The sequence below is a fragment of the Alphaproteobacteria bacterium genome, assembly GCA_037200005.1.
In the GTDB taxonomy this organism is placed as follows: Bacteria; Pseudomonadota; Alphaproteobacteria; order UBA9219; family RFNS01; genus JBBCGY01.
The window spans coordinates 1,356,230-1,382,872 of the sequence record JBBCGY010000001.1 but is presented as its reverse complement, the minus strand read 5'-3'; the positions used below and the strand labels follow the sequence as shown (position 1 = coordinate 1,382,872).

Below are 26,643 nucleotides of genomic sequence, written 5' to 3'. Positions count from 1 at the left end.
CATGCAGATTGTCCGCCAGGATTCTCCGAACTGGGATGAGCGGGCGGACGGCAAGGCCGTTCAATATGTGATCCTGCATTATACCGGCATGGAAAGCGCCGACGCGGCGCGTCACCGCCTGTGCGATCCCGCGGCCAAAGCCAGCTCCCATTACATGATCGAGCGCGACGGAAAAATCTGGCAATTCGTCGGCGAGGATAAGCGCGCATGGCATGCCGGGCAGTCATTCTGGCGCGGCGAGCGCGACATGAACGGCGTCTCGGTCGGCATCGAGCTGGTCAATCGCGGGCACCAATTCGGCTATGAGACTTTTCCGGACGCGCAGATCGGAGTATGCGGAGACCTGATTCTGGATATCATGCACCGCCACGCCGTTCCCGCATCCAATATTATCGGGCATAGCGATATCGCGCCGATGCGCAAAGAAGACCCCGGCGAATATTTTCCATGGAAGGCATTGGCCGCGCGCGGCATCGGCCTGTGGGGCGAACCGGCGGCGGAACATGAAGGCGCGATGGATATTGCGGAGATCAGGCGGTCTTTGCGGCAAATCGGTTATGAGTGCCCCGAGGCCGGAGAATACGACCGCGAACTGCGTCTGTGCCTGCTCGCTTTTCAGCGGCATTGGCATCAGGACAATCTGACGGGATTGCCTAACGCCGGAACGGCGGCGCGGTTGCGGCTTTACCGGGCGTTATATTCCGCGATCATCGGCTCGAAATAATCGAGCGCATGGTCGTAAAGCGGGCGCTTGAAGACGACGATCAGGCTCCTGATTTGTTCCGGCGTTTTCCAGTCATAGGCGGAAAATTCCGGCGGCTCGCCGTCCGCGCTATGGCTGATGTCGATATCGCCGCCGTCGCCGGAATAAAACAACAGGAAGGCGTGCTGCATCTGGCCGCGATATTTTCCGTTGAACGCCTTGCGGCTGCCCAGGAAATCCGGGAAATCGTAGAACATGGGTTTGGGCGCGGCGGCGATGATCCGCGCGGCGACATGCGCGCCGACTTCCTCTTTCAATTCGCGAGCGACCGCGGCTTCCAGAGTTTCGCCTTGGTCGATGCCGCCTTGCGGCACTTGCCAGCCTTCGCCGCTTTTCGCGGGATCGCTGTCGCGGCGCTTGCCGCAGAAAATCAAGCCGCGCCGGTCGAACAAAAACAGCATGACGCCCTGTCGGTACGGACTCAGTCCGTCGCCGGGATCGTAAGTCGCGGTTTTTTTTGGAAGGGGTCGCCGTCATTAATGCAGCATGGCCGAAAGCGGCGCCAGTCTTATGCCCGAAGCGCGCAATCCCGCCACCCAATGATTGAGTCGGTCGATCGCGAGCGGCGTGGGGGCGATCAGGCATACGGCGTTGCCGGTCTGTTGCGCCTGACGCGCCGCCTGCGCCAGAATTTGGTCGATGGATTCCGACGCGAGATCGGCGTCGATGCGGAAATCGATGGCCGCAAGCGGCGCTTTCTGCTGACTTGCGAGATTAGCCAGCACGCTGCGCTCCGACAGTTTGGCGTCCGAAAAGGCCGAGGCCGCGCTTGCTGATCTCGGCGACGACCGGCTGCATCAGTTTGGGCATGCCGACGAACCGGCTGCCGGAAAATGTCGTCACGCCGATATATCCCGATCCTTTGGCCAGGTGAGCCAGAAGCCTGCGGACATTTTCCGCGTCGGTGACGCCGGACAATAAAAGGCCGGGGCCCGGATCGCTTTGGGGATAATCCAGCGGCTCGGCGGGAATGGCGAGCAAGGTTTCATGTCCGTTTTGCCGCGCGCGGGTGAACCATTCGTTTAAATCCGACGCCTGAGCATCAATCGCCAGCGTCACGAGCGCCGGAAGATGTTCTATGGCGGCATGGTGACCACGCGATCATTGCCTACGGGTCCCATCACGATGGCAACCTGCGGTCTTTTAACGGCGGCGTAGGGCCGCGCGTAAACCTGCCAGGGTTTGCGTCCGTCTTCGGCGATGACGGGAAGCGCGCCGGTTTTGGTTTTTTCCGTGACGATAGGGTCGGGTGCGGCGGGCAGCTGAATCTTATCTTCCGGCTCTATATCGGCAATGACGGCTGCGGGAGACGGCGAGATGTCTTGAACGGCTGCCGCAATCGGAGGCGCTGCCGATTTCAGCCGCTTCAGGAGCCTTGGCGATGTCTTGCTTGACCTCGTACTTGGTCCGTGCGTCGGGTGCGGGCCACAGCAACATGATGACGAGCGTCAGCATATTGCCGCCAGCAGAAGGGCAAGCGCGTGGGGGCCAGCGGGATAAAGTCGTGCGCCAATCAGACAGTATAATCATCGCAACTCAAGAGTCGGATTGGATGGGCGTCAAGGATGTTTGGCCTTCTGCTCATAAAGATTGATGCCGCGCAGGGAGATCTAGCGCCCCGCGCCAATTGGTTGTCGTATGGTTCTTTTTTAGCGGCGTCTTTATCTTTGCCATCCTTGCCCTTGCCATCCTTGCCCTTGCCGTCCTTGGCTTTGCCGTCTTTATCTTTGTCCTTGGGCGGCTTGGCCTCTTTGGCACTCTCGTCTTCTTCCGAGTTTTCTTCGGGATCGACCGGCTTGGCCGGCGCCGCGCTGTCGGGGTTGGCCAAGGCGCCTTTCAAATCCGCTTCGCTGATGCCTTTTCCGGCGTTGATTTCTTCCAGCTTGGCTTGCTGGACGAGAATGTCGGGTTCGATGCCCAGTTTCTGGATCGAGCGTCCCGACGGCGTGTAATAGCGCGCGGTGGTCAGGCGCATCGCTCCCGATCCGGCGATGGGAATAATGGTCTGCACCGATCCTTTGCCGAAGCTCTTGGTGCCGATGAGGATCGCGCGGTGATGGTCCTGCAGTGCGCCGGCAACGATTTCCGAAGCCGAGGCCGATCCGCCATTGATGATGGACCACGATCGGCTTGCCGCCGGTCCTTGTCGCCGCTCTTGCCGGTATAGCTCTGGCTGTCTTCCGTATGGCGGCCGCGGGTCGAGACGACTTCCGCGTCCCTTGGGCAGGAAGGTGCCCGCGGACCGATACCGCCTGTTCGAGCAGCCCGCCCGGATCGTTGCGCAGATCGACGACATAACCGATCAGCTTGTCGCCGACGGTTTTATCGAGTTCGGCGAGGGCCTTGTCGAGGCCGGTCTGGGTTTGCTCGTTGAAGGTGGTGATGCGGATATAACCGATATTGCCTTCGGCGCGGAAACGCACCGACTGAATGCGGATCACCGCGCGCGTGATGGGCAGGTCGAAAGGCTGGCCGACCAGGCCGCCGCGCCGCACGGTCAGCGTGACCTTGGTGCCCTGCGGGCCGCGCATCTGGTCAACCGCTTCGGCCAGCGTGAGATCGGTCACCGGCTTGCCGTCGATATGGGTGATAAGGTCGCCCGCTGCATTCCGGCATTGGCCGCGGGCGTGCCGTCAATCGGCGACACCACCTTGACCAGGCCGTTTTCCATGGTGACTTCGAGGCCGAGGCCGCCGAATTCGCCCTTGGTCTGGGTCTGCATCTCGGCGAAACTTTTACGGTTCAGGTATGACGAAGTGCGGATCGAGCGAGACCAGCATGCCATTGATGCGGATTCGATCAGTTTTTCGTCGGAGACTTCTTCGACATAATCGGCGCGGGTGCGCTCCAGAACGTCGGCGAACAGGCTAAGCTGTTTGAACGTTTCGTTATCGCGGATTCTTTCGGCTTGGATGTCACCGAGCTGATGGGGTTTCAGCGTGAAGCGGGATGGCGCCGACGAGAAGGAACACCACCAGAACGGGAATAAAACGATGCAGCATGAGCGGAAATCCAAGCGCGAAGAGAGATTCTTTCACTGCAATGTATAGAAAGCGGGCTGCCTTCACAAGGGCTTGCGCTACCTTTTCCGTCCCCGTTGCGGCGTTTGAACCAGGAGCGGATCGATGGGGTTTCCGTTGCGGCGCAATTCGAAATAAAGTTCGGCGGCATCGCCCCGCTGCTTAAGGGAGCCTATGGGCTCTCCGGCCATGACCGATTGGCCGATATTGACGTCGATTTTGCCGAATCCGGCCAGCAGGCTGTGATATTCGCCCATATGCTGCAGGATCAAAATGTTGCCGTAACCCTTGAACGGACCGGCAAAAACCACTTTTCCGCCCTGCGGCGCCGACGACCCACCCGCCGGGCTTGCCCGCGATCGTCACGCCCCGGCTGTTGACGCCGAAACGGTCGCGGACGCCATAGGCGCGCGTCACCCGGCCCCGCGACCGGCAGCGTAATGTCGGGACGGGCCTGCAGGATGGCGGGCCGGCCTGTTTGCTTCTTCTTGCGGGTCATATTGTCGAGCAGGCCGCGCAGATCGGCGGCGGTCGCCGTCAGTTTCGCCGTATCGCGCAAGAGTTCCGCCTGTTCGGCCTGATGCGTGGCGGCCAGGGCACGGCGGGCGGCGATCAGGTCGTTCAGCTCGTCCTGCTTGGACTGCAGCATGCTCTTGGCGGTCACAAGCTCGTCCTGCTTCGCCGCGAGCCTGGCCTTGAGCCGGTCGGCGGTCAGCAGATTTTGCCGCAGATCGGCGGCCTGGGCGTCGAGGCCGCGCGCCGCCGTGCGAAGCAGCAGCATGCGGCGCTCCTGGTCGATCGATACGCCGTCATAGAACCACAGGCGGCGGGCGGCAGCTGCCCAAGCCTCAATAAAATGCCCAGGCTGCTGGTTTCCGTTTTGGCGGTGGCGTCGAGTTTCTAGGCGGGACGGCGGCGGTCTGTTCGCGCAGGCTGCCGAGTTCGACGGTCATGTCGTCGAGCTGATCTTGCAGCGCCGCTTCTTCCTTGGGCCGCCGCGCGCAGCTTTTCCTGCAACTGGACAAGCTCGCGCTGCGCCTCCGCGGCAGCCTTGGCGGCGGCGGCGGCGGCGTTCTGCTTTTCCCGCAGGGCGGACTCAACCTTCTGCAGCTCTCCGGCCGTGTCGGCGGCGGCGGGCAGGGGCGCGAAAACGAGAAAGATGGCGAAAACGGCAAAGCGATTCATGATCGCGGCGAGGGTAACACCGGTATCGACAATATCAAACCCGGCCGCTATTCTGCCGTCCTGACTGGATTTGAAAGGAAACGATATGAAAAGAGTGCTGCGGCCCGCGAGAATTTATATATCCCCGGAACCGATCCCGAAACGGCAGCGGAGGGAGCTATGATCCTATTGCGCCGTGTGAATTGGAAAAAAGAATTTGTCTCAAGCGCCGTGAGCCTTTTGGCCTCCACGGCGGTGGTAGGCGCGATAGGCTATCTGCGGGGCGATTTTTCGGATCATCGTCCGGCGCATGCGGCGGTCGTCGCGCCCGTCCGGCCCATGCCGCCGGCGCATTCCGCGCACGCCGCCCCGAAAGCGCCGTAACTTACCGCACCATCAAACTCTTCCCATCCCATCACGGCAGGCTGCGGTAGTCCCAGAAGCTCCAGCAGTGGTCGGCGCGACATCGGCCAGCTTGCCGTCGCGCAGCGTCTTGACGCCTTCGGGCGCGCCGAACAGCAGCATCGGCACGCGGTTGAGCGTATGCGCCGTGTGCGGCCCGCCGGTTTCGGGATCGCGCATCATTTCGCAATTGCCGTGATCGGCGGTGACCAGCGCCGCGCCGCCCTGGCGCTTCACGGCGGCGATCAGACCGCCTAGCCCCTTATCCACCGCTTCCACCGCCTTGATTGCGGCGGAGAGAATGCCGGAATGCCCGACCATGTCGGGATTGGCGTAGTTGATGATGACGAGGTCGAACTTGCCGCTGTCGATGGCGGCGACGACTTTATCGGTGACTTCAGCTGCGGACATTTCCGGCTGAAGATCATACGTGGCGACCTTGGGCGAGGGCACCATGATGCGCTCTTCGCCTTCATAGGAACTTCGTTGCCGCCGTTGAAGAAGAAGGTGACGTGCGGATATTTCTCGGTCTCCGCGATGCGCAGTTGCTTCAATCCGGCGCGGGCGACGACTTCGCCCAGGCCGTCGCGGATATCTTTGGGGCGGGAATAACGTCGTCAGCAGTTTGTTGAGCGCCGTCGAATATTCCACCATGCCGCTTGCCGCCGCGAAATTCACCACGCGCCCGCGCGCGAAGCCGTCGAAAGCGGGATCAAGGAGCGCGGTCAGGATTTCCCGCGCGCGGTCGGCACGGAAATTGGCGCATAGGATGCCGTCGCCATCCTTCATGCCCTGATAGCCGGGCATGACCAGAGGCGGGATGAATTCGTCGCCGGTTCCCGTCGCGTAGTGCGCGTTCAGCGCGCGACCGGATCGGTGATCGCGTCGCCCTTGCCGTCAACAGCAGGTCATAGGCTTGCGCGACCCGCTCCCACCGCTTGTCGCGATCCATGGCGAAATAGCGCCCGCAGATGGTTTCCATCGTCGCAATCTTCGCGCCCGGCAGCGCGGCGATTTTTTCATCAAAGCGGGCAGCGTCCGTGACCGCCTGATGCGGCGGCACGTCGCGCCCGTCGAGCCAGGCATGGAAGGCGACCGGAACACCGGCTTCGGCAAGCCGCGCCGCCAGCGCCAGCATGTGGTTTTTCATGGGCGTGCACGCCGCCCGGCGACGTCAGGCCAAGCAGATGGCATGTGCCGCCCGTCGTCTTGAGCTTGCCGATAAGTTCGTTCAGGGCATGGTTGGTCTGAAACTCGCCCGCTGCGATGGCGCGGTCGATCATCGGCAAATCCTGAAACACCACGCGCCCCGCGCCGAGATTCATATGCCCGACTTCCTGAATTGCCGATCTGGCCGTGAGGCAGCCCGACATGCTCCTCGCAGGCATCCAGAAAGCCGCGCGGGCATGACGCCCACAGCGCGTCGAAATTCGGCTTGTGCGCCTGGGCCACGGCATTGTCCGCCGTTTCCTCGCGCCAGCCGAAGCCGTCGAGAATGCAGAGCACAACAGGCTTAGGATGATGGGCGGTCATTTCGTATCCTTGAGTTAAAGCTGGAACAATTTTATAGCGATAAGGACGATGTTGAAAGTGAATATAAGCGGTATATAAAGCGCCCATGCCAATCATACCGCAACAGCCGCCGCGGCCAGTGCCCACGGGCATAGATTTAGACCGGAATCGCGAACTCGGATTTCCGATGACGTATCGCCATCCCGATCTTAGGCGGCCCTGATGCCGCAGCCGGTGCCCATTGTGCCGCTTCTTCTCCCGGAAGGCCAGGTCTGCCTCGCCCGGCCAAGCCAAATGACGAGCCTAAAACTTAGAATTTCCGGGCGCTACCTTGCCGGAAGGTGAGCGGCGCATGCCGCTGATTAACTATAGTTGGTGATGAAAGTAAAAATTACATTCGACATTGCGGAAAAATTTGGCAGATTACGTAACTGATAATGTGAATCGATATTGAGGGGAAATAATATGGGTAAGAATAATGCTTGGCGCGTTGCGCAAATCGAATGGGGAAAACGCCAATTCCGAAGTGGCCGGCACCACGGCTCAACCGCAGCCCGCTCCCGCGCAGACTCCTGGAGAGCCCAAACGGAAAAAGCACCACAACAAGAATCCAAGCCCAGCAGGCTGGAAACCCGGTTCGAGCAACTAATCTGATATCGCCGATTCGGGGCGATAATTGCCAGTCGGGCGCGTAGCGTGCGATTGCCGTAGGGCAGGAAGACGATGCGGGTGGCGAGGACGGCTCCGTATTGCGCCGCCCAATCCGGAGCATCCATGCCATTGCCGTCAATATCCCATACCGCCAGCGCGCCATGTCGGGCGACGTCGTCCGGATTCACCCATGGGCTATAGAGCGACTGCCGTTGATCATGACCTGAGGGCGGGCCTCACCGTACCAGGCGATATTGCCGCCATACCAGCTGTCGCCCAGCACGATCATCAGCGGCCGTTCGCCGAAATTCTGCTCGCGCCAGAGAACGTCTGCTTCCCGCGCCAGATATTTGCCCTGAAAGCTCGTGCGCCATGCCGGATAGCCGAATGGCGCGCTTAATCGATCCCCGATCCATAGCGCGACCGGCATCGCCAGTATGGCGAAGATAAGCAGCATCCGCGCCGCGCGGCTATGCGCGAAATCGCCGCGCCACAGGCATGTCGCCCACAGGCCGATGAACGGCCAGGACGGCATGCCCCACATATCGCGCGGCTTGCCGCCGCCAATAGCCACGAGAGCGGCAAGCGACAAGGCGGGGCGCGAAGGCCAGGAGCGTGAGATAAAGGCGGGCCGCTTGCGGCGTTGGCGTTGTTTCGATTTTGGGGCCGCGCTCCCGCGCAAGCCATATGATCGCGATGCTCGGCCCGATAGCGAGCAGTTGCGTCAGAAGGAACATCACCGGCCACCAGAACCGCTCCCAGAAATACGAAACCGGTTCCGTTCGCGAAGCGGCGTATTGCATCGGCAGCCAGTCATGCCCGATCAGCCAGATGAGGTGCGGCAGGAAAACCAGCGTCGCCGTGAGCGCGGCACTATAAGGGGCCGGGACGCTTCCATATCGCCGCGCTTGCGGTTCCCACAGCATGAATATCGGAAAGCCGGTCAATAGCAGCACGAAGGTGTATTTCCCCCACATGCCGAGTCCCGCGCAGAGGCCGAAGATCAGCCAATCCTTCAGCCGGTCATGCCGAAAGCCGCGCCAGAAGAACAGTCCGCACAGCGCGTATAGCGGTATCTGCACGACATTGGGGTTGAATTCCGGAATGGTGGTGGCGAAGTAAAAGCACGCCGCCATCGCCAGAACGCCGGTGGCGGCCTGAGCGGGCGGCAATAACATTTTCCCCAGCTGCCATAAGGCGACGTAAGTGATGAAAAGGCTGCCCGCGCCGGTGGCGTAAATCGCCGCGTCGCTATGGCCGCCGATCACGGAGGCGATTTCGAGAATCCATGCCTGGAGGGGCGGGTGCTTATAGGTGCCGAGCGGCCAGCCATGCCCCCAGACCAAGCCTTCCATGACATCCAAAGGAAGGTTACGGAACAGATTGCCGGAAACGCGATCCAGAGCGCCAATTGGCTTAGGGCGAAGATCCAAAACCAGGAATGCGCTGCGGTCATCATGGCTTGTTCGAGTCATCCTCGAATCCTTCGCGCGTGGAAATCAGATAGAGCGGCCGCGCTTTGACTTCGGTGAAGACGCGGCCAAGATATTCGCCGATCACGCCGAGGCTGATAAGCTGGATGCCGCGAGGAACAAAATCGCCACGATCAGCGAAGGGTAACCGGGAAGATCGATGCCGGACACCATGGTGCGCACCGTCAAATATCCGCCATAGCCGAGCGCGATCAGCGAGATCGCCACGCCGAGCATCGACCATATCTTGAGCGGAAAATTGCTGAAGGAGGTCAGCGCGACCAGCGCGAGGCGCAGCAGCAAGACAAAAGAGAACGTGCTTTTGCCGTGCCGCCGCGGCTCGGCATGCAGCGGAACCAGCGCGCGGTTGAACCCCACCCAGCTGACGATGCCTTTCATATAGCGGTTGCGTTCCGGTATCTGCTGCTTGAGGGCTTCGACCACCTGCCGGTCATAGAGATTGAAATCGCCGAGGCCCGTGGGGATTTTTACCTCGCTGAGCCATGACATCAGCCGATAATATATCTTGGTGAAGACGCGCCGCAGCTTATTGTCGATCTGGCGGTTCCGCCGCACCGTCATGACGATGGCCGCGCCTTTCCGCCATGCGGCGATCAGGTCGGGCAGCATTTCCGGCGGATGCTGCAAATCGCTGTCCATGGTCACGACCGCTTGTCCGCGCGCGGTATGGAGGCCGCAGCTTAGGGCGGCCTCCTTGCCGAAATTGCGCGCAAGGCGTATCAGGCGCAGGCGCGGATCGCTTTGCCGCAATTCCCGGAGCGTGCTATGGGTCGCGTCGGTGGAGCCGTCATCGACGACGATGATTTCATAGTCTCCGTCCAGCCCGGCCAACGCGGCGTGAATCCGCCGCATGAGTTCGGGCAAAGTAGCCGACTCATTATGGGCCGGAAGGACGATGGAGAGAAGCGGTGCTGAGAGGGACATGACGCGTATAATGTTGCACGATAGGGTATGCCGTCAATCGGAGGCTCGCCCGTGACGAAAATTTTGACGCTTTGCGCCGATGATTTCGGCCAGAACGCCGCCATCAGCCGCGCGATTCTCGAGCTGGCGGATGCCGGGCGCATCAGCGCCGCGAGCTGCATGGTGAACGGCGCGGACTGGAGCCAATCTGCCCCAATCCTCGCGGCGGCGCAATGCGATATCGATGCCGGGCTGCATCTTAACTTCACCGACTATGCGCCGCTCGGCGCGATGCCAAGGCTTGCACCCGGCGGAACATTGCCGGGATTGAACCGCCTGATGATGATCGCGCTTTCGGGGCGGCTCGATGCCGCCGAAATCCGCGCCGAATGCCGCCGGCAGTTCGATGAATTTTGCCGGGCGATGGGGAAGTTGCCGAGCCATATCGACGGTCACCAGCATGTGCATGTCTTTCCCGTGATCCGTAACGCGGTGATCGAACTCGCGGCGGCGCATGGATGCTATGTCCGGCATTGCGCGACGCAGTTTTCCATGATCGCGAAGCGAGCCGCTTCGCCCATCAAGGCGCTGGCCGTCAATGCGATGGGCATGGGTTTCGGCGACGCGCTTCAGGGTGCCGCCATTTCGCATAACCGGGAATTTTTCGGCATCCATGATTTCCGGCCGGAGAAGCGCTCCGCCCATTCCCTATACGAACAATGGCTGCGCGAAGCGGGGGAGGGGACGCTGATCAACTGTCATCCCGGCGCATGGCCTATCGCCGGCGATCCTCTGACCGGCTGGCGCGAGCATGAATATGATTTCCTGCGCGGCGATGGTTTCGCCGCATTGTTGCGGGATGGCGGCTGGCGGATAGGAAAATTCCAGGAAATCACGGTTAATGGTGCATGAAACTATTTAAATGCGTTGTTGGCGCACCGGACGCAATCTACAGTGGCTGTGTGCGTTTGGACGAACTGTTTTTCAGAACACGGAGATAATAATGCTTGAAGTTTTTGCCGAGAGTGCCACGCTTGTTGAAACGCGTAGAGGGGGTAACAAGGTTTACCATCCTGTTGAGAACCTCTATATCCCAGATATATCTGCTCCAAATCGCTGGAAGTCTATTGCTGCTGGCGTTGTTTCTGTGGCGCTTGGGGCGGTCGTTGGATACCAGGCAGCGAAGCCCGGCCTTCAACGAGAGGCCGAGAATCAGCAAGCTGATGTCATTGCCGCCGCCTGTCGAGCCGAACCTGCCCGCCCTGTGACGCTGCAAGGCTCCCAAGGCCCGGTGACGTTCACGCCGGTGTGTAAGTAATACTATTCCCGATGATACGGATGCCCCGCCAAAATTTGCCGGGCGCGGTAGATTTGCTCGGCCAGCATCACCCGCGCCAGCAGATGCGGCCAGGTTTTCTTCCCCAGCGATAAAAGATGATCGGCGCGTTCGCGCACGCTGTCGTCATGCCCGTCCGCGCCGCCGATCAGAAATGTCGCGCCGCCCACCTCATGCCATTTGGAGAATTTTTCGGCAAATGCCGCGCTGCTTTCGTCTTTGCCGCGCTCGTCGAGCGCGATGACGGGATAAGGCGGCAGATCGGCCAGCAGCAACGCCGCCTCTTTCTTCTTCAGCGCCGCGCCGGTCAAGCCTTTGGGCGCTTCATATTCGCGGCAGGTCAGGTCTTTGCCGAGACGCTTGCGATATTCGTCGAACATCTCCGCCAGCGGGCCGCGCAATTTGCCGATGGCGCGGATTTCGAGTTTCATTCCGGCGCGTCCGCTCCGTAAATCCGCTCGATATTGTAGAATTTCCGCACTTCGGGGCGGAACAGGTGGAGGATCACGTCGCCCGCGTCGACCAGCGCCCAGTCGCCTTGCGTGACGCCTTCGCTGCGCACCTGGCGGATGCCGAGCTTGGCGAGTTCCTCGCGGATCAGGCTGGCGATGGCCCCGATTTGCCGCGCGGCGCGCGCCGAAGCGATGATGAGATAGTCGGCCATGCTGCTTTTGCCGCGCAAATCCAGCGTGATGATCTGATCGGCCTGACGGTCTTCCAGGACATGCAGAACGATATCGCGGATTTGCTCCGGCTTGCCGGATTTGGCGGGCGCGGCCTTAGCCTTCGCCGCTTTGGCCGCCGGTTTTTTCGCCGGGGGTTTTTTGGCGGCAAGAAGTTTGGCGGATTTTGCCGGAATCTTCTTCTTCGCTGTCTTCTTTGGTGCGGAAGATTTGGCGGAGGATTTCTTGGCCGGTTTCACCGGCGTTTTTTTAGCCACGCTATTTTACTCCTGTCAGTCGTTCTGGATGATGTCGCCGCGCGGGCTGAATGTCGTCTTGGGAACTTTCGGCGCGGGCATGCCCGGCACCTCATGCCCATAGTTCAGCACCATATCCTTGAGATCGGCAAGCGCCGCGCCGCGATCCTGCTCGGTTTTAGCTTGTTTCCACAGCGACAGCATATCGAATACGCCCTGATCGCCGCCCGCCACCTCCATGACGCTTTCCACGAAAGAAGCCGCTTGGCCGCTTCTGCGCAGTTCAAGGGCGATGGGGGGAATCTGGACGCGCTGCTCCGGGGTCGTTTGGAAAAGTATGGTTTTTGCCTGCATGGCAAACTCCTCATGAAAGGATTTATCCCACTATTGTAGCGGGATGATATCCAGTCAAGCGGGGATTTCGCGCCCTTATTTGCCCTCGATTTGTCTCCGGATTCTGCTATAATCGGCCCCATGGCCCCGAAGAAACCGCATCTTCCCGACGACCGCGACGATCCCGCTGCCGGTCTTGCCGTCAAAAGCAGGCCGAAGACCAAAAAGCCGTCTTTGTATAAAGTTCTGCTGCTCAACGACGATTATACGCCGATGGAATTCGTGGTTCAGGTTCTGGAAACCTTTTTCGGCAAGAACCGGGAGGAGGCGACGCGCATCATGCTGCATGTTCATCAGCGCGGCGTGGGGCTGTGCGGCGTCTATACGCATGAAGTCGCCGAAACGAAAGTCACGCAGGTCATGGACGCCGCGAGGCGGAAACAGCATCCCCTGCAATGCACGATGGAAAAGGAGTAGTTCATGCTGGCGCGCAATCTCGAACAAACCTTGCATCGGGCGCTGCAATTCGCGCATGAGCGGCGTCACGAATTCGCGACGCTCGAGCATCTGCTGCTGGCCTTGACCGAGGATCAGGACGCCGTCGCGGTCATGCGCGCCTGCGGCCTTAATATCGAAAAACTGCGCGCCGAGCTTATCGAGCATCTGGATGACGGCCTCGGCACCCTCGCGCCCGACACGGCCGATCCAAAGCCGACGACCGCCTTCCAGCGCGTGCTGCAGCGCGCGGCGATCCATGTGCAGTCGTCGGGACGCGAGGAGGTGACGGGCGCGAACGTGCTGGTATCGCTGTTCTCCGAGCGCGAAAGCCACGCCGTCTATTTCCTGCAAAATCACGGCATGACGCGCTTCGACGCGGTGAACTACATCTCGCACGGCATCACCAAGGTGGCGGGCGGCGGCTTCGCCTCCGCTTCGGCCAGCGGCGCCGACGAAGACGCCGAAGCCGAGCGCGTGGTCCGGCGCGGTAAGGACGCGCTCGACGCCTATTGCGTGAATCTCAACGAGAAGGCGAAGCAGGGCAAGATCGACCCGCTGATCGGCCGCGCCGCCGAGGTCGAGCGCACGGCGCAAATCCTGTGCCGCCGCCAGAAGAACAATCCGCTGCTGGTTGGCGATCCGGGCGTCGGCAAGACGGCCATCGCCGAGGGGCTGGCGCGGCGCATCATTCGCGGCGAAGTGCCGGAGGTTCTGGCGAACGCCGTGATCTACAGCCTCGATATGGGGCAGTTGCTGGCAGGCACGCGATACAGGGGCGATTTCGAGGAACGGCTGAAGAACGTGCTGTCGGAATTGCAGTCGATGCCGGGCGCCGTTTTGTTCATCGACGAAATCCATACCGTCATCGGCGCGGGAGCGACGTCGGGCGGGGCGATGGACGCATCCAATCTTCTCAAGCCCGCGCTGGCGTCCGGGTCGCTGCGCTGCATCGGCTCGACCACTTATAAAGAATACCGCACCCACTTTGAAAAAGATCGCGCGCTGGTGCGCCGGTTCCAGAAAATCGACATCAACGAGCCGACAGTGCGGACGCGATCAAGATTCTGAACGGCTTGAAGTCGTATTACGAAGACCATCACAAGGTTCATTACACCGCCGACGCCATCAAGGGCGCGGTGGAGCTTTCTCGCGCTACATCCATGACCGCAAGCTGCCCGACAAGGCTATCGACGTGATCGACGAAAGCGGCGCGGCGCAGGCTTTGCTGCCGCCCGGCAAGCGCAAGCGCACGCTCGGCATCAAGGATATCGAAGCGGTCGTGGCCAAGATCGCCCCGCATTCCGGCCAAAACCGTCAATCATGATGACCGGGCGGTGTTGAAGAATTTGGAACAAGATTTGAAGAACGCGGTCTTCGGCAGGATCAGGCCATCGGGGCGGTGGTCGCCGCCATCAAGCTGGCGCGGGCGGGGCTGCGCGAAGCCGAGAAGCCATCGGCTGCTATCTGTTCTCGGGGCCGACGGGCGTCGGCAAGACCGAAGTGGCGCGGCAACTGGCGAAATCGCTCGGTATCGAACTGCACCGTTTCGACATGTCGGAATATATGGAGCGCCACGCGGTCAGCCGCTTGATCGGCGCGCCGCCGGGCTATGTCGGTTTCGAATCAGGGCGGGCTGCTCACCGACGCGGTGGATCAGCATCCCTATTGCGTTCTGCTGCTCGACGAAATCGAGAAGGCGCATCCCGATTTGTTCAATGTGCTGCTGCAAGTCATGGATCACGGCAAGCTCACCGACCATAACGGCAAATCGGTCAATTTCCGCAATGCCATCCTGGTCATGACCACGAATGCGGGCGCCGCCGATCTTGCCAAGCCCGCCATCGGCTTTTTCCGCGAACATCGCGAGGGCGAGGACAAAGAAGCGATCAATCGCATGTTCACGCCCGAATTCCGCAACCGGCTCGACGCCGTTATCGGATTCAACGCGCTCGGCATGGATGTCATCGACCGGGTGGTGGATAAATTCATCCTTCAGCTCGAAGGCCAGCTGGCGGAACGCGGCGTGACCATCGAACTGACCGACGCGGCGCGGCGCTGGCTCGGCAAGAAGGGCTACGATCCGCTCTATGGCGCGCGCCCGCTCGCGCGGGTCATTCAGGAGGAAGTCAAAAAGCCGCTGGCCGACGAGTTGCTGTTCGGCAAGCTGGCCAAGGGCGGCGCGGTGCTGATCGGCCTCGACGAGAAAGCGGATAAGCTAAGCTTCTCCTATCCCGACGCGCCGGAGATCAAGGCGGAGAGCGGGAAGAAAAAATCGGCAAGAAAAAAGCGCTCGTGGAGAAGTAGAAGCAGTTATCGTTTCGTATTGTGTCCCCTAAGGATAGCCACCGTGACCATCGCCAACCGCCTTGCCGAACTCGGCATCACATTGCCCACGCCGCCCGTTCCGGTCGCGGCCTATGTGCCTTTCGTGCGCGCGGGCGATCTGCTGTTCGTCTCCGGCCAGATTCCGTCGGCGGACGGCAAGGTGAAATTCACCGGCAAGCTGGGCGCGGGAGTCGATATCGCCACAGGACAGGAAGCGGCGAAGCTTTGCGCGATCAATCTTTTGGCGCAGGCTCAGGCGGCGCTCGGCAGTCTTGAGAAAGTCGCGCGGGTCGTGAGGCTCGCGGCTTCGTCGCCTGCACGCCGGATTTCACCGATCATCCGAAAGTCGTCAACGGCGCATCCGAACTGATGCTCGCGGTGTTCGGCGAAGCGGGCCGCCATGCCCGCGCCGCCGTCGGCGCGCCCTCGCTGCCGCTCGACGCAGCAGTGGAAGTCGAGGCGGTTTTCGCGATCAAGGCGGACTGACTATAATTTCTAACCGTTGCTCCATATCGCTATCGCGCGGTCGACAAAGTTTGCGCCGAACTCCCTTTCGACATAGACCAAGGCATTCGGTTGAGGATAGGCCAGCTTGTTGTCAACCAGATAGTCCCCCACGCATGACCGGGCTTCCGCTTCATCGGTGGTGACATTGACAAAAATTTGCCGCGCTTCGCGTAAATTTCTTCGCGAGACAGCGGCACTTTCTTTGGGCTGATGAGGGCGTTTTCGATCTGCCGCTTAACGATATGATCGCTAGCCAGCGCCGTGGCTTCATTGAGGATGCCGTAAGCAGGCCCCGCCAGCGTTCCCTTGTCCTTATAATCGTTGCGCGGCCCCTGTATTTTCAGGAATTTGAGAGTGCGCCAGCTCATGCCCTTCGGTTATGGCATTCTCGACATCGCCGCTGTTGACGACGACGATGCCGTCTTCCACGGTATCGTAGCAGCCGAGAATGCTGGTCTTGTTCTTGGCGTAAGCCATGAGTACGGGTATCGCGCGTTCGCCGCCATGGGCCAGCAATTGCTGGCCAAGGACGCTTTTTTCCAGCATTTCCCTCATGCGCGTATGGTCGTCGGGCAAATCGTAAAATTCATAGATAGGAGTTTTTTGTTTGGCTTGCTTGGCAATGGCTACAGCTATCTCTTTGAAATCACTTATAATTCTCTGATATCTTAGTGGCAGGGAGAGAATGTCGGTTTCGTGAATGATAATTTCAGGATCGGAAGATAACGCAAGCAGTCGCGGAGGGTTCGATTTACTGCTCATTGCCGCCGCCGGACTTTGATAAGGCGGAGCCAAAATCCGGCGCTCTTGGCCGGGTACAGCGCGCGGTTGCGAAAGAATCTGAAGGCTGAAGATGGCTTTTCTGCCGATCCATTCAAACTACCTCATGGAAAGGCCGTTTATACATGAATTTTGCCTGGGAGACAAATCAAGTTATGGCAAGCCTTGGTTGAATTTTCGCGGAATTCCGCGCTTTTTAGGAAGCTCACACGCATAAGTATATATGCGGTCGCCTCCAAAAATCTTAAATGAACGCCTTGGAACATAGAATCTTTATAGGGATCAAGATTCTCCTTGCGCAGACCCCTAAGATTCGCGATATTGCACCGACTTATGAGCAGCTGAAGCATAAAATCAACCACGCAGCGGTGCTGGATCGGGAACGGTCACGCGCCTGCGCGGCTTTTTGCTTTCGATTTTTCAGCAAAAATTTTTGCTTGGTTGCTCGGAAAGCGAATATCGATGACTTGCGCATTGCCTTTGTGGCGATGCCGGACGTAGGGACGCTCATGCCAGCACAAGCGAACAGCATTGCATTGAACAAAAGCTTCACCGGCCGCAAGCGCATCAGGCGCAGTTTCGGGCGTATCCCCGAAGTAGCCGAGATGCCGAACCTCATCGAGGTGCAGCGCCGCTCCTATGACAATTTCCTGCAGATGCATATCCTGCATGCCGACCGGCAGAAGATGGGGCTGCAAGAAGTTTTGCAATCGGTGTTCCCGATCAAGGATTTCTCCGAGCGCGCCGTGCTCGATTTCGTTTCCTACGAACTCGAAGCGCCGAAATACGACGTCGAGGAATGCCAGCAGCGCGGCATGACTTACGCCGCGCCGCTCAAGGTTACCTTGCGCCTGACCGTATTCGACGTGGATGAAACCACGGGCCTGCGTTCGATCCGCGACATCAAGGAGCAAGATGTCTATATGGGCGACATGCCGCTCATGACCGACAACGGCACCTTCATCGTCAACGGCACCGAGCGCGTCATCGTCAGCCAGATGCATCGCAGCCCCGGCGTGTTCTTCGATCACGACAAGGGCAAAACCCACTCGTCGGGCAAATACCTGTTTTCCGCCCGCGTCATCCCTTATCGCGGCTCGTGGCTGGATTTCGAATTCGACGCCAAGGATCTGGTGCATGTCCGCATCGACCGCCGCCGCAAATTGCCGGCGACGAGCTTGCTGTACGCGCTCGACAGCGCCGAAACCGAGAAGCTTCGCGCCAAGCGGCAGAAAGAAGGCAAGCCGCTCGCGCCGCATGAAGTCATGGGCATGGGCAAGGAAGAAATCCTGAACGCCTTCTATGGCCAGATCGTCTATAAGCGCGCCAAGAACGGCTGGACCACCAAGTTCGATGCCGAGCAGATGAAGGGCGTCAAGCTGGTTTTCCCGCTTGTCGATGCCAAGACCGGCAAGCAAGTGGCGGAAGTGGGCACGAAAATGACCCCGCGCCTCGGCAAGAAATTACAGGAACAAGGCGTTTCGGATATCCTGGTCAAGACCGAAGAGCTGATCGGGCGCTATCTCGCGACCGACCAGATCGACGAAAAGACCGGCCAGGTGCTGTTCGACGCGGGCGACGAATTGACCGCCGCCGCCATCGAAAAGCTGGAAGAGGGCGGGATCAAGGAATTCCCCGTGCTGGCGATCGACCATTTGAATGTCGGCGCCTATCTGCGCAACACCATGATGGCGGACCGCAATACCACCCGCGAAGAAGCCTTGATCGATATCTATCGTGTCATGCGTCCGGGAGAGCCGCCGACTCTGGAATCCGCCGAAATCATGTTCCGCGGCCTGTTTTTCGACCTGGAGCGTTACGATTTGTCGCCGGTCGGGCGCGTGAAGATGAATTCGCGCCTCGGCTTCAAGACCGACGATCAGGTGCGCGTGCTCCGCAAGGAAGACGTTCTCAAGATTCTGAAAATTCTTTGCGATCTCAAGGATGGCCGCAACGAAGTCGACGACATCGACAATCTGGGCAACCGGCGCGTCCGCTCGGTCGGCGAGTTGATGGAAAATCAGTATCGTCTGGGCTTGCTGCGCATGGAGCGGGCGATCCGCGAGCGCATGAGCTCGATCGAGATCGACACCGTGATGCCGCACGACCTGATCAACGCCAAGCCCGCCGCCGCCGCGGTGCGCGAGTTCTTCGGTTCGTCGCAGCTCAGCCAGTTCATGGATCAAACCAATCCGCTGTCCGAAATCACCCATAAGCGGCGCATGTCCGCGCTTGGGCCGGGCGGCTTGACGCGCGAACGCGCGGGCTTCGAAGTCCGCGACGTGCATCCGACGCATTACGGGCGCATCTGTCCCATCGAAACGCCGGAAGGTCCGAATATCGGCCTCATCAATTCGCTGGCCACCTATGCGCGAGTCAATCAGTACGGCTTTATCGAAAGCCCCTATCGCCGCGTCAAGAGCATGAAGGTGACGAGCGAAGTGGTCTATCTTTCCGCCATGGAAGAGGGCCAGTTCACTATCGCCCAGGCCAATGCCGAACTGGACAAGAGCGGAAAATTCGTCGCCGAACTCGTCAGCGCGCGCAAAGCCGGCGACTATATCATGACGACGCCCGACACCATTGACTTCATTGACGTGTCGCCCAAGCAGATCGTCTCGGTTGCCGCGGCGCTGATTCCGTTCCTTGAGAATGACGACGCCAATCGCGCGCTCATGGGATCGAACATGCAGCGTCAGGCGGTGCCGTTGATCCGCACCGACGCGCCGCTGGTCGGCACCGGCATGGAAGCCGCGGTTGCCCGCGATTCCGGCGCGGTGATCGTTGCCAAGCGTACCGGAATCATCGATCAGGTCGATGCCACCCGCGTCGTCATCCGCGCCACCGAGGACGCCGACGCGGCCGCTCCCGGCGTCGATATCTACAACCTGCGCAAGTTCCAGCGCTCCAACCAAAGCACCTGCATCACGCAGCGCCCGCTCGTCAAAGTCGGCGATCAGGTCAAGGAAGGCGACATCATCGCCGACGGCCCTTCGACGCAGCTCGGCGAACTTGCGCTCGGACGTAACGTGCTGGTCGCGTTCATGCCCTGGAACGGTTACAACTTTGAAGATTCGATCCTGATTTCGGAGCGGATCGTCAGCGACGATGTCTTCACCTCGATCCATATCGAGGAATTCGAAGTCATGGCGCGCGATACCAAGCTGGGCCAGGAAGAAATCACCCGCGACATTCCGAATGTCGGCGAAGAAGCGCTCAAGAATCTCGACGAAGCCGGTATCGTTTACATCGGCGCCGAGGTCAATCCGGGTGACATTCTGGTCGGCAAAGTAACGCCGAAGGGCGAAAGCCCGATGACGCCGGAAGAGAAGCTGCTGCGCGCGATTTTCGGCGAAAAGGCCGCCGACGTGCGCGATACTTCGCTGCGGCTGCCTCCCGGAGTCAGCGGCACGATCGTCGAAGTGCGCGTCTTCTCGCGGCGCGGCATCGATAAGGACGAACGCGCCATGGCGATCGAGCGGGCCGAAATCGAGCGTCTTGCGAAGGATCGCGACGACGAGAAGGCCATTCTCGAGCGCAGCTTCTTCTCGCGCCTCAAGGAATTGCTGGCGGGGCAGAAAGCTTCGGCGGGCCCGAAGAATTTCCCGGTCAATAAAGCCATCACCGAAGCCTTGCTGGATGATTACACGCACAACCAATGGCGCCAGATCAGCATCAAAGACGACGAAGCCATGGAGCAGGTCGAGCGCTCGGGCAGAGTGTTCGACGATCAGATCAACGCTCTCAAGAAGCGTTTCGAGGACAAGGTGTCCAAGCTGCAGCGCGGCGACGAATTGCCGCCGGGCGTGATGAAGATGGTCAAGGTCTTCGTCGCGGTGAAGCGCAAGCTGCAGCCGGGCGACAAGATGGCGGGCCGCCACGGCAACAAGGGCGTGGTCAGCCGCATCGTTCCGTCCGAAGACATGCCGTATCTGGAAGACGGCACGCCGGTCGATATCGTGCTCAATCCGCTGGGCGTGCCCAGCCGCATGAATGTCGGGCAAATTCTCGAAACCCATCTCGGCTGGGCGGCGTCGAATCTCGGACGCCAGATCGGCCAGGCCATGGAAGCCTATGAGCAAAGTGGCGCGCGCAAGCAAGCCATTACCGACCTGCGCTCCAAGCTGAAGCTGATCTATGGCGATGAAGGCTATAAGCGCGACGTTGCCGATCTCGACGACGATGAGTTCATCGAACTCGCCCGCAATCTGACGCCGGGCGTGCCGTTCGCGACCCCCGTGTTCGACGGCGCCCGCGAGGACGATATCGTGCGGATGCTCGAATTGGCCGGCGTCGCGCATTCGGGGCAGATGACGCTGGTCGACGGCCGCACCGGCGAGCCTTTCGACCGCAAGGTGACGGTCGGCTATATCTATATGCTCAAGCTGCACCATCTCGTGGACGACAAGATCCACGCGCGTTCCATCGGGCCTTATTCGCTGGTCACGCAGCAGCCGCTCGGCGGTAAGGCGCAGTTCGGCGGACAGCGCTTCGGCGAAATGGAAGTCTGGGCGCTGGAAGCCTACGGCGCGGCCTACACCTTGCAGGAAATGCTTACCGTCAAGTCGGACGACGTGTCGGGACGCACCAAGGTCTATGAGGCTATCGTGCGCGGCGAGGACAATTTCGAGGCCGGCGTGCCGGAATCGTTCAACGTCCTCGTCAAGGAACTGCGCTCGCTCGGTCTCAATGTCGAACTGGCGATGCAGCAATTGGTGGAGGCTGGCGATAACGACAACCAGCCGCTTCCGGCTTTGCCGCCCGCGGCGAACGGCTAACGGAACAGGGAGGGGATGATCATGGCTACGCAAGAAAAGCGAGAAGTGCCTTATTCCGCCAGGATGGCGGAGTTCGTCCTCAATCTGACGATTGCGAACGATGGCGTCATGCCCAATTGGGCGGCGCCCGTCGTTGTCGAGTTGCGGCCCAAGGAAGGCGTAACGCCGGAGATGACCTTGTGGCAGGTGCAGCAGTACGCGCAGGATACAGGCGCCACCCTCGTCAATTATGGAAGTGTGCAGGATCCCAACGGCGAAGCCCGCGAACTGCTCCATATGAAAATACCCTTGGACAAAATGGAAGGGTTTGCGCAGTGGGGCCGGGTGAAGGAATTGTCAGCGCCTGCCGAATTTCCTGTTCTGACGATGAACAATAAGGGCAAGGCCGATATGTCGGAAATCGACCGTTCCGTCTCCGGCTGGCAGGACATGGTGGCAGACGCCGCGCATGGCATCACATTCCAAGTCGACCGGCCTAAGGCCGCATCGGTTGTTGCCGTTGCGCCCGTCCAGACGGCTGTAAAAGAAGATCCGGCCTTCGACTTCGAGGTCACCGAAGAGATATCCGAAGTCAAAAGGTCTTCGCCGGTGGCGTCGATGGCGGCTTCTGCGCCGTCTGTGCCAAATCAAGAGGTCTTCATATCGGAAGCCGTACAACGCGTAGCCCAATCGGCAGCAAAGACCGTACTGGTTCGCATGGCTATCAATCCGCCAGTTTCTTCGAAACAGTCCGCAGACGAATTGCGTGATTTTGTCGGGAAGAGCAGAGGCGTCGTTAGTGGTTATGCGACGACCTTCTCTGAAGGTAACAAGCCGCAAGACGTGGCGTTGGTAAAATTGCCTGCTTGGGCAGTCATGTCGCTGCAGCATGTGCCCGGCATACAGATGTTGTTTGGGGCGTCGGAAACCATGCAGGAAGCCGTGGCGGCGCGCCGTGAGGCCGCCAATGCTAACATGCAACAGTCTGTTGTCGCGCCGGTTCGGGTGGATCGCGCGCCGCCCATTCGTGCTATTCAATCCAATGTTGCTTCAGTCGGCTGATGCCGGTTTGAGATAATTCTTTCGTAGCCAGGAGACATGCTCGATGAACGAGTTGATGAATATCTTTAATCAGCAAAGCGCGCCGCAGAGCTTCGATCAGATTCGCATCTCGATCGCTTCGTCCGAGCGTATCCGCTCCTGGTCCTACGGCGAAATCAAGAAGCCGGAAACCATCAATTACCGTACCTTCAAGCCGGAACGCGACGGCTTGTTCTGCGCCCGCATCTTCGGGCCGATCAAGGATTACGAATGCTTGTGCGGCAAGTACAAGCGCATGAAGTATCGCGGCATCATCTGCGAAAAGTGCGGCGTCGAAGTGACGCTGCAGAAGGTGCGCCGCGAGCGCATGGGGCATATCGAGCTTGCCGCGCCCGTCGCGCATATCTGGTTCCTGAAATCGCTGCCGAGCCGCATCGGCCTTCTGCTCGACATGACGCTGAAGGAAATCGAAAAGGTTCTCTATTTCGAAGGCCACATCGTGCTCGAGCCGGGGCTGACCCCGCTCAAGATGCGCCAGGTCATGAGCGAAGAGGAATATCTCGACGCCCAGGACCAATATGGCGAAGACGCGTTCCAAGCTTATATCGGCGCGGAAGCGGTCAAGATGATGCTGCAAGGCATCGATCTGCACGCTGAAAAGATCAAGATGCGTGAGGAATTGCGCACCACCAGTTCCGATGCGCGGCGCAAGAAGCTCGTCAAGCGGCTGAAGACCGTCGAGGCTTTCGCCGAATCCGGCGCGCGCCCCGAATGGATGATCATGGATGTCGTTCCGGTCATTCCGCCGGAACTCCGTCCGCTGGTTCCGCTCGACGGCGGCCGTTTCGCGACCTCCGATCTCAACGATCTGTATCGCCGCGTCATCAACCGCAATAACCGCCTGAAGCGGCTCATCGAGTTGCGCGCCCCGGATATCATCATCCGCAACGAAAAGCGCATGCTGCAAGAGTCGGTCGACGCGCTGTTCGACAATGGCCGCCGCGGGCGCGTCATCACGGGCGCCAACAAGCGTCCGCTGAAATCGCTCAGCGACATGCTGAAGGGCAAGCAAGGTCGCTTCCGTCAGAATCTGCTCGGCAAGCGCGTGGATTATTCGGGACGTTCGGTCATCGTCGTCGGCCCGGAACTCAAGCTCCATCAATGCGGGCTGCCGAAGAAAATGGCGCTCGAGCTCTTCAAGCCGTTCATCTATGCCAAGCTTGAATTGTACGCGATGGCGTCCACCATCAAGGCGGCCAAGCGCATGGTCGAAAAAGAGCGTCCCGAAGTCTGGGACATTCTCGAAGAAGTGATCCGCGAGCATCCGGTGCTGCTCAACCGCGCGCCGACGCTGCATCGTCTCGGCATCCAGGCGTTCGAGCCCGTGCTGATCGAAGGCAAGGCGATCCAGCTGCATCCGCTGGTCTGCACCGCCTTCAACGCGGATTTCGACGGCGACCAGATGGCGGTTCACGTTCCGCTGTCGCTGGAAGCGCAGCTTGAAGCCCGCGTGCTGATGATGTCGACCAACAACATCCTCAGCCCCGCGAACGGCAAGCCGATCATCGTGCCGTCGCAGGATATCGTGCTGGGGCTGTATTACATCAGCCTGCAGCGCAATGGCGAGCCGGGCGAAGGCAAGGCATTCGCCGATATCGGGGAAATCCAGCAGGCTTTGGAAACCAAGGTCATCACGCTGCATACCAACATCAAGGCGCGTTATCACGGCGTCGATGCCGAGGGCAAGCCCTCCATCACGCGCGTGGAAACGACTGCCGGACGCATGCTGCTGTCGGAAATCCTGCCGCGTCATCCGAAGCTGCCTTTCGAGTCCATCAATCGCGTGCTGACGAAGAAGGACGTGACCAACGTCATCGACGCCGTCTACCGCCATTGCGGGCAGAAGGAAACGGTGATTTTCGCCGACAGGCTGATGGGACTCGGATTCCGTCATGCCTGCCGCGCCGGAATCTCGTTCGGCAAGGACGATCTGGTCATTCCCGTCACTAAGGGTAAGCTGATCAAGCAAGCTCAGGATCAGGTCAAGGAATACGAACAGCAATACCAGGACGGCCTGATCACCAAGGGCGAAAAGTACAACAAGGTGGTCGACGTCTGGTCGTCCTGCACGGAAATGGTCGCCGACGCCATGATGAAGGGCATCAGCGACACCGGCCAGGGACAGATCAACAGCGTCTATATGATGGCGCATTCGGGCGCTCGCGGTTCCGCGGCGCAGATCAAGCAGCTCGCGGGCATGCGCGGCCTGATGGCCAAGCCTTCGGGCGAGATCATCGAAACGCCGATCATCTCGAACTTCAAGGAAGGGCTGACGGTTCTCGAATACTTCAACTCCACGCACGGCGCGCGCAAGGGTCTTGCCGACACAGCGCTGAAAACCGCCAATTCGGGTTACCTCACCCGCCGCCTCGTCGATGTCGCGCAAGACGCGATCATCACCGAGGTCGATTGCGGTACCGCCGACGGGCTTAAGATGCGCGCTGTCATCGACGGCGGCGAGATCATCTCGCCCATCGGCGAGCGTATCCTCGGACGCACCGCTTCGGTGAATGTCGTCGATGCCAAGGGTTCGGTGATCGTCAATGCGGGCGAGTTGATCGAAGAGCCTCATGTTGATCAGATCGAGAAGGCCGGCATCGACATGGTCGAAGTCCGCTCGGTGCTGACCTGCAAGCTGCTGACCGGCGTATGCGGCAAATGCTATGGGCGCGATCTTGCCCGCGGCACCCCCGTCAATGTCGGCGAAGCGGTCGGCGTCATCGCGGCGCAATCGATCGGCGAGCCTGGAACGCAGCTTACCATGCGTACCTTCCACATCGGCGGCGCAGCGCAGCGCGGCGCGGAACAAAGCTCGGTCGAGGCCGCGTTCGACGCGAAGCTGCAGATCAAGAACCGCAGCGTCGTCATGAACAGCGAAGGACGGCCTATCGTCATGGCGCGCAATTGCGAAATTGTCCTGCTCGACGATATGGGGCGCGAAAGAGCGCGTCACCGGGTTCCCTACGGCACCAAGCTGCTTGCCGACGAGAACGCCAAGGTCAAGAAGGGCCAGAAGCTGGCCGAGTGGGATCCCTATACCCTTCCCATCATCACCGAACGCGAAGGCAGCGCTCAATATGCCGATTTGATGGAAGGCGTTTCGATCCGCGAAGTCATGGACGAAGCGACCGGCATCTCCTCGAAGAAGGTCATCGATTTCCGGCAGCAGCCGCGCGGCGCGGAACTGCGTCCGCGCATCATCCTGCATGATGACAAAGGCAAGGTCATCAAGCTGGCGAATGGCATGGAAGCCCGTTACTTCCTGCCGGTCGATGCGATCCTGAATATCGAGAACGGCGCTCCGGTCAAGGCCGGCGACGTGCTGGCGCGTATTCCGCGCGAAGGCTCGAAGACCCGCGACATCACCGGCGGCTTGCCGCGCGTCGCGGAACTGTTCGAGGCCCGCCGTCCCAAGGATTTCGCCATCATCGCGGATGTCGACGGGAAGGTGGAGTTCGGCAAGGATTACAAGGCCAAGCGTCGGATCGTCATCCGTCCGGCCGACGAAACCATCGCGCCGCGTGAATATCTCGTCCCCAAGGGCAAGCATGTCGCGGTGCAGGAAGGCGACATGGTTCAGCGCGGCGATATGCTGATCGACGGCAGCCTCGTGCCGCATGACATTCTGAACGCGTTGGGCGTGGCGGCTTTGGCCGACTATCTCATCAACGAAATTCAGGAGGTCTATCGTCTGCAGGGCGTGAAGATCAACGACAAGCATATCGAAGTGATCGTTCGCCAGATGCTGCAGAAGGTCGAAGTCCTCGATGGCGGCGAAACCACTTGCCTGATCGGCGAGCAGATCGACCGGTTCGAGTTCGACGAGATCAATGCCAAGGCGGCGGCAGAAAACCTGGTTCCGGCGAAGGCCATGCCGGTGCTGCAAGGCATCACCAAGGCCAGCTTGCAGACCAAGTCCTTCATCTCGGCGGCATCGTTCCAGGAAACCACGCGCGTCCTTACCGAAGCCGCCGTGGCGGGACGGAGCGATACGCTCGAAGGCCTCAAGGAGAACGTCATCGTCGGGCGTCTCATCCCGGCGGGCACGGGCAGCGTCGTCAACCGCCTGCGGCACATCGCCGCGTCGCGCGACGCCGAGGCCGACAAGCTGGATCGCGAGAAGCAGCAGCAGACGGCGCTTGCCGAGCAGCAGAGGAAAGACGTGGCTTAATTAAGCAT

Annotated in this window: 24 protein-coding genes and 4 pseudogenes; 10 read left to right on the top strand and 18 right to left on the bottom strand. The window is 60.1% G+C overall.

The features are described 5' to 3' along the window. Position 1 precedes the first annotated feature (1 nt). Positions 2–724, top strand: a complete 723-nt coding sequence (locus WDO70_07165; protein ID MEJ0062969.1) for an N-acetylmuramoyl-L-alanine amidase — start codon at positions 2–4, stop codon at positions 722–724. Here the strand turns inward: WDO70_07165 and WDO70_07160 are convergent. The 9 genes and pseudogenes from WDO70_07160 to WDO70_07120 all read right to left on the bottom strand — a co-directional run bounded on the left by WDO70_07160 (position 685) and on the right by WDO70_07120 (position 4,564). Next, positions 685–1,188 (bottom strand): RNA pyrophosphohydrolase, encoded by a 504-nt coding sequence (locus WDO70_07160; GenBank protein ID MEJ0062968.1) that lies wholly within the window; start codon positions 1,186–1,188, stop codon positions 685–687. The genes WDO70_07165 and WDO70_07160 overlap by 40 nt on opposite strands. A gap of 51 nt (positions 1,189–1,239) precedes the next feature. Beyond that, complete coding sequence (locus tag WDO70_07155) at positions 1,240–1,488, bottom strand: divergent polysaccharide deacetylase family protein (protein ID MEJ0062967.1); 249 nt, start codon at positions 1,486–1,488, stop codon at positions 1,240–1,242. Then, positions 1,478–1,843 (bottom strand): divergent polysaccharide deacetylase family protein, encoded by a 366-nt coding sequence (locus WDO70_07150; protein ID MEJ0062966.1) that lies wholly within the window; start codon positions 1,841–1,843, stop codon positions 1,478–1,480. Before WDO70_07150 ends, WDO70_07155 begins: the two co-directional genes overlap by 11 nt. 189 nt (positions 1,844–2,032) lie before the next feature. Further along, positions 2,033–2,293, bottom strand: coding sequence for a hypothetical protein (locus tag WDO70_07145; GenBank protein MEJ0062965.1), 261 nt, complete (start codon positions 2,291–2,293; stop codon positions 2,033–2,035). Then, positions 2,277–3,059 (bottom strand): S41 family peptidase, encoded by a 783-nt coding sequence (locus tag WDO70_07140; GenBank protein MEJ0062964.1) that lies wholly within the window; start codon positions 3,057–3,059, stop codon positions 2,277–2,279. The genes WDO70_07145 and WDO70_07140 overlap by 17 nt, the downstream gene beginning before the upstream one ends. Further along, positions 2,962–3,330, bottom strand: a pseudogene (locus WDO70_07135) (S41 family peptidase). Before WDO70_07135 ends, WDO70_07140 begins: the two are co-directional and overlap by 98 nt. Beyond that, positions 3,327–3,779 carry a hypothetical protein gene (locus tag WDO70_07130; GenBank protein ID MEJ0062963.1) on the bottom strand — a complete coding sequence of 151 codons (453 nt, stop codon included), beginning with the start codon at positions 3,777–3,779 and terminating at the stop codon, positions 3,327–3,329. Before WDO70_07130 ends, WDO70_07135 begins: the two are co-directional and overlap by 4 nt. 63 nt (positions 3,780–3,842) lie before the next feature. Next, positions 3,843–4,055 (bottom strand): peptidoglycan DD-metalloendopeptidase family protein, encoded by a 213-nt coding sequence (locus tag WDO70_07125; protein MEJ0062962.1) that lies wholly within the window; start codon positions 4,053–4,055, stop codon positions 3,843–3,845. After that, a complete protein-coding gene (locus WDO70_07120) occupies positions 4,052–4,564 on the bottom strand; it encodes a hypothetical protein (protein MEJ0062961.1) in 513 nt (170 codons plus the stop codon). Before WDO70_07120 ends, WDO70_07125 begins: the two co-directional genes overlap by 4 nt. Positions 4,565–4,770: 206 nt before the next feature. Between WDO70_07120 and WDO70_07115 the strand changes: the two genes are divergently transcribed. Beyond that, positions 4,771–5,331: a hypothetical protein gene (locus WDO70_07115; GenBank protein ID MEJ0062960.1), complete on the top strand. Its 561-nt coding sequence runs from the start codon at positions 4,771–4,773 to the stop codon at positions 5,329–5,331. Here the strand turns inward: WDO70_07115 and gpmI are convergent. The 5 genes and pseudogenes from gpmI to WDO70_07090 all read right to left on the bottom strand — a co-directional run bounded on the left by gpmI (position 5,244) and on the right by WDO70_07090 (position 9,929). Continuing rightward, positions 5,244–6,882: pseudogene (gpmI, locus tag WDO70_07110) on the bottom strand (2,3-bisphosphoglycerate-independent phosphoglycerate mutase). The gene WDO70_07115 and the pseudogene gpmI overlap by 88 nt on opposite strands. Before the next feature lie 341 nt (positions 6,883–7,223). After that, entirely contained in the window at positions 7,224–7,700 is a 477-nt protein-coding gene (locus WDO70_07105; protein ID MEJ0062959.1) for a hypothetical protein, read from the bottom strand. Beyond that, complete coding sequence (locus WDO70_07100; GenBank protein MEJ0062958.1) at positions 7,697–8,047, bottom strand: hypothetical protein; 351 nt, start codon at positions 8,045–8,047, stop codon at positions 7,697–7,699. Before WDO70_07100 ends, WDO70_07105 begins: the two co-directional genes overlap by 4 nt. Beyond that, the gene (locus WDO70_07095) at positions 7,983–8,987 is read right to left on the bottom strand and encodes a glycosyltransferase family 39 protein (GenBank protein MEJ0062957.1); all 1,005 of its coding nucleotides are present in this window, start codon (positions 8,985–8,987) and stop codon (positions 7,983–7,985) included. Before WDO70_07095 ends, WDO70_07100 begins: the two co-directional genes overlap by 65 nt. Before the next feature lie 81 nt (positions 8,988–9,068). Continuing rightward, complete coding sequence (locus tag WDO70_07090) at positions 9,069–9,929, bottom strand: glycosyltransferase family 2 protein (GenBank protein ID MEJ0062956.1); 861 nt, start codon at positions 9,927–9,929, stop codon at positions 9,069–9,071. A 51-nt stretch (positions 9,930–9,980) separates the two neighbouring features. Here WDO70_07090 and WDO70_07085 point away from each other — a divergent pair, with 51 nt between their 5' ends. Continuing rightward, positions 9,981–10,820, top strand: coding sequence for a ChbG/HpnK family deacetylase (locus WDO70_07085; protein MEJ0062955.1), 840 nt, complete (start codon positions 9,981–9,983; stop codon positions 10,818–10,820). Positions 10,821–10,911: 91 nt separating this feature from the next. Next, positions 10,912–11,226: a hypothetical protein gene (locus tag WDO70_07080; GenBank protein MEJ0062954.1), complete on the top strand. Its 315-nt coding sequence runs from the start codon at positions 10,912–10,914 to the stop codon at positions 11,224–11,226. Between the two features lie 2 nt (positions 11,227–11,228). Here the strand turns inward: WDO70_07080 and WDO70_07075 are convergent, their stop codons facing one another. Genes WDO70_07075 through WDO70_07065 form a run of 3 tightly spaced genes read right to left on the bottom strand, consistent with a single transcriptional unit; the run spans position 11,229 to position 12,517 of the window. Next, positions 11,229–11,675, bottom strand: a complete 447-nt coding sequence (locus WDO70_07075) for a 23S rRNA (pseudouridine(1915)-N(3))-methyltransferase RlmH (GenBank protein ID MEJ0062953.1) — start codon at positions 11,673–11,675, stop codon at positions 11,229–11,231. Continuing rightward, positions 11,672–12,184 carry a ribosome silencing factor gene (gene rsfS / locus WDO70_07070; GenBank protein MEJ0062952.1) on the bottom strand — a complete coding sequence of 171 codons (513 nt, stop codon included), beginning with the start codon at positions 12,182–12,184 and terminating at the stop codon, positions 11,672–11,674. Before rsfS ends, WDO70_07075 begins: the two co-directional genes overlap by 4 nt. Positions 12,185–12,199: 15 nt before the next feature. After that, complete coding sequence (locus WDO70_07065; protein ID MEJ0062951.1) at positions 12,200–12,517, bottom strand: hypothetical protein; 318 nt, start codon at positions 12,515–12,517, stop codon at positions 12,200–12,202. A gap of 120 nt (positions 12,518–12,637) precedes the next feature. On the opposite strand from WDO70_07065, the gene clpS reads away from it, so the two are divergent. The 3 genes and pseudogenes from clpS to WDO70_07050 all read left to right on the top strand — a co-directional run bounded on the left by clpS (position 12,638) and on the right by WDO70_07050 (position 15,805). Continuing rightward, complete coding sequence (clpS, locus tag WDO70_07060; GenBank protein ID MEJ0062950.1) at positions 12,638–12,973, top strand: ATP-dependent Clp protease adapter ClpS; 336 nt, start codon at positions 12,638–12,640, stop codon at positions 12,971–12,973. 3 nt (positions 12,974–12,976) lie between these two features. After that, positions 12,977–15,218 (top strand): annotated as a pseudogene (gene clpA / locus WDO70_07055) (ATP-dependent Clp protease ATP-binding subunit ClpA). A gap of 123 nt (positions 15,219–15,341) precedes the next feature. Continuing rightward, positions 15,342–15,805 (top strand): annotated as a pseudogene (locus tag WDO70_07050) (RidA family protein). Between the two features lie 333 nt (positions 15,806–16,138). Here WDO70_07050 and WDO70_07045 read toward each other — a convergent pair. Continuing rightward, positions 16,139–16,621, bottom strand: a complete 483-nt coding sequence (locus WDO70_07045; protein ID MEJ0062949.1) for a hypothetical protein — start codon at positions 16,619–16,621, stop codon at positions 16,139–16,141. 521 nt (positions 16,622–17,142) lie between these two features. On the opposite strand from WDO70_07045, the gene rpoB reads away from it, so the two are divergent. From rpoB to rpoC, 3 genes are read left to right on the top strand one after another with little or no spacing between them, the layout of a single operon-like run. Next, complete coding sequence (gene rpoB / locus WDO70_07040) at positions 17,143–21,384, top strand: DNA-directed RNA polymerase subunit beta (GenBank protein MEJ0062948.1); 4,242 nt, start codon at positions 17,143–17,145, stop codon at positions 21,382–21,384. Between the two features lie 21 nt (positions 21,385–21,405). Then, positions 21,406–22,425, top strand: a complete 1,020-nt coding sequence (locus WDO70_07035; GenBank protein MEJ0062947.1) for a hypothetical protein — start codon at positions 21,406–21,408, stop codon at positions 22,423–22,425. Between the two features lie 43 nt (positions 22,426–22,468). Beyond that, positions 22,469–26,635 (top strand): DNA-directed RNA polymerase subunit beta', encoded by a 4,167-nt coding sequence (rpoC, locus tag WDO70_07030; GenBank protein ID MEJ0062946.1) that lies wholly within the window; start codon positions 22,469–22,471, stop codon positions 26,633–26,635. Positions 26,636–26,643: the final 8 nt, after the last annotated feature.

Bases quoted from the DNA above. Each gene is read 5' to 3' on its own strand.
- WDO70_07165 (MEJ0062969.1), top strand. From the start codon at position 2: ATGCAGATTGTCCGCCAGGATTCTCCGAACTGGGATGAGCGGGCGGAC.
- WDO70_07145 (MEJ0062965.1), bottom strand. From the start codon at position 2,293: ATGATTATACTGTCTGATTGGCGCACGACTTTATCCCGCTGGCCCCCA.
- WDO70_07140 (MEJ0062964.1), bottom strand. From the start codon at position 3,059: ATGTCGTCGATCTGCGCAACGATCCGGGCGGGCTGCTCGAACAGGCGG.
- WDO70_07120 (MEJ0062961.1), bottom strand. From the start codon at position 4,564: ATGCTGCTGCTTCGCACGGCGGCGCGCGGCCTCGACGCCCAGGCCGCC.
- WDO70_07100 (MEJ0062958.1), bottom strand. From the start codon at position 8,047: ATGCCGTCCTGGCCGTTCATCGGCCTGTGGGCGACATGCCTGTGGCGC.
- WDO70_07095 (MEJ0062957.1), bottom strand. From the start codon at position 8,987: ATGACTCGAACAAGCCATGATGACCGCAGCGCATTCCTGGTTTTGGAT.
- WDO70_07090 (MEJ0062956.1), bottom strand. From the start codon at position 9,929: ATGTCCCTCTCAGCACCGCTTCTCTCCATCGTCCTTCCGGCCCATAAT.
- WDO70_07080 (MEJ0062954.1), top strand. From the start codon at position 10,912: ATGCTTGAAGTTTTTGCCGAGAGTGCCACGCTTGTTGAAACGCGTAGA.
- WDO70_07075 (MEJ0062953.1), bottom strand. From the start codon at position 11,675: ATGAAACTCGAAATCCGCGCCATCGGCAAATTGCGCGGCCCGCTGGCG.
- WDO70_07065 (MEJ0062951.1), bottom strand. From the start codon at position 12,517: ATGCAGGCAAAAACCATACTTTTCCAAACGACCCCGGAGCAGCGCGTC.
- clpS (MEJ0062950.1), top strand. From the start codon at position 12,638: ATGGCCCCGAAGAAACCGCATCTTCCCGACGACCGCGACGATCCCGCT.
- WDO70_07035 (MEJ0062947.1), top strand. From the start codon at position 21,406: ATGGCTACGCAAGAAAAGCGAGAAGTGCCTTATTCCGCCAGGATGGCG.
- rpoC (MEJ0062946.1), top strand. From the start codon at position 22,469: ATGAACGAGTTGATGAATATCTTTAATCAGCAAAGCGCGCCGCAGAGC.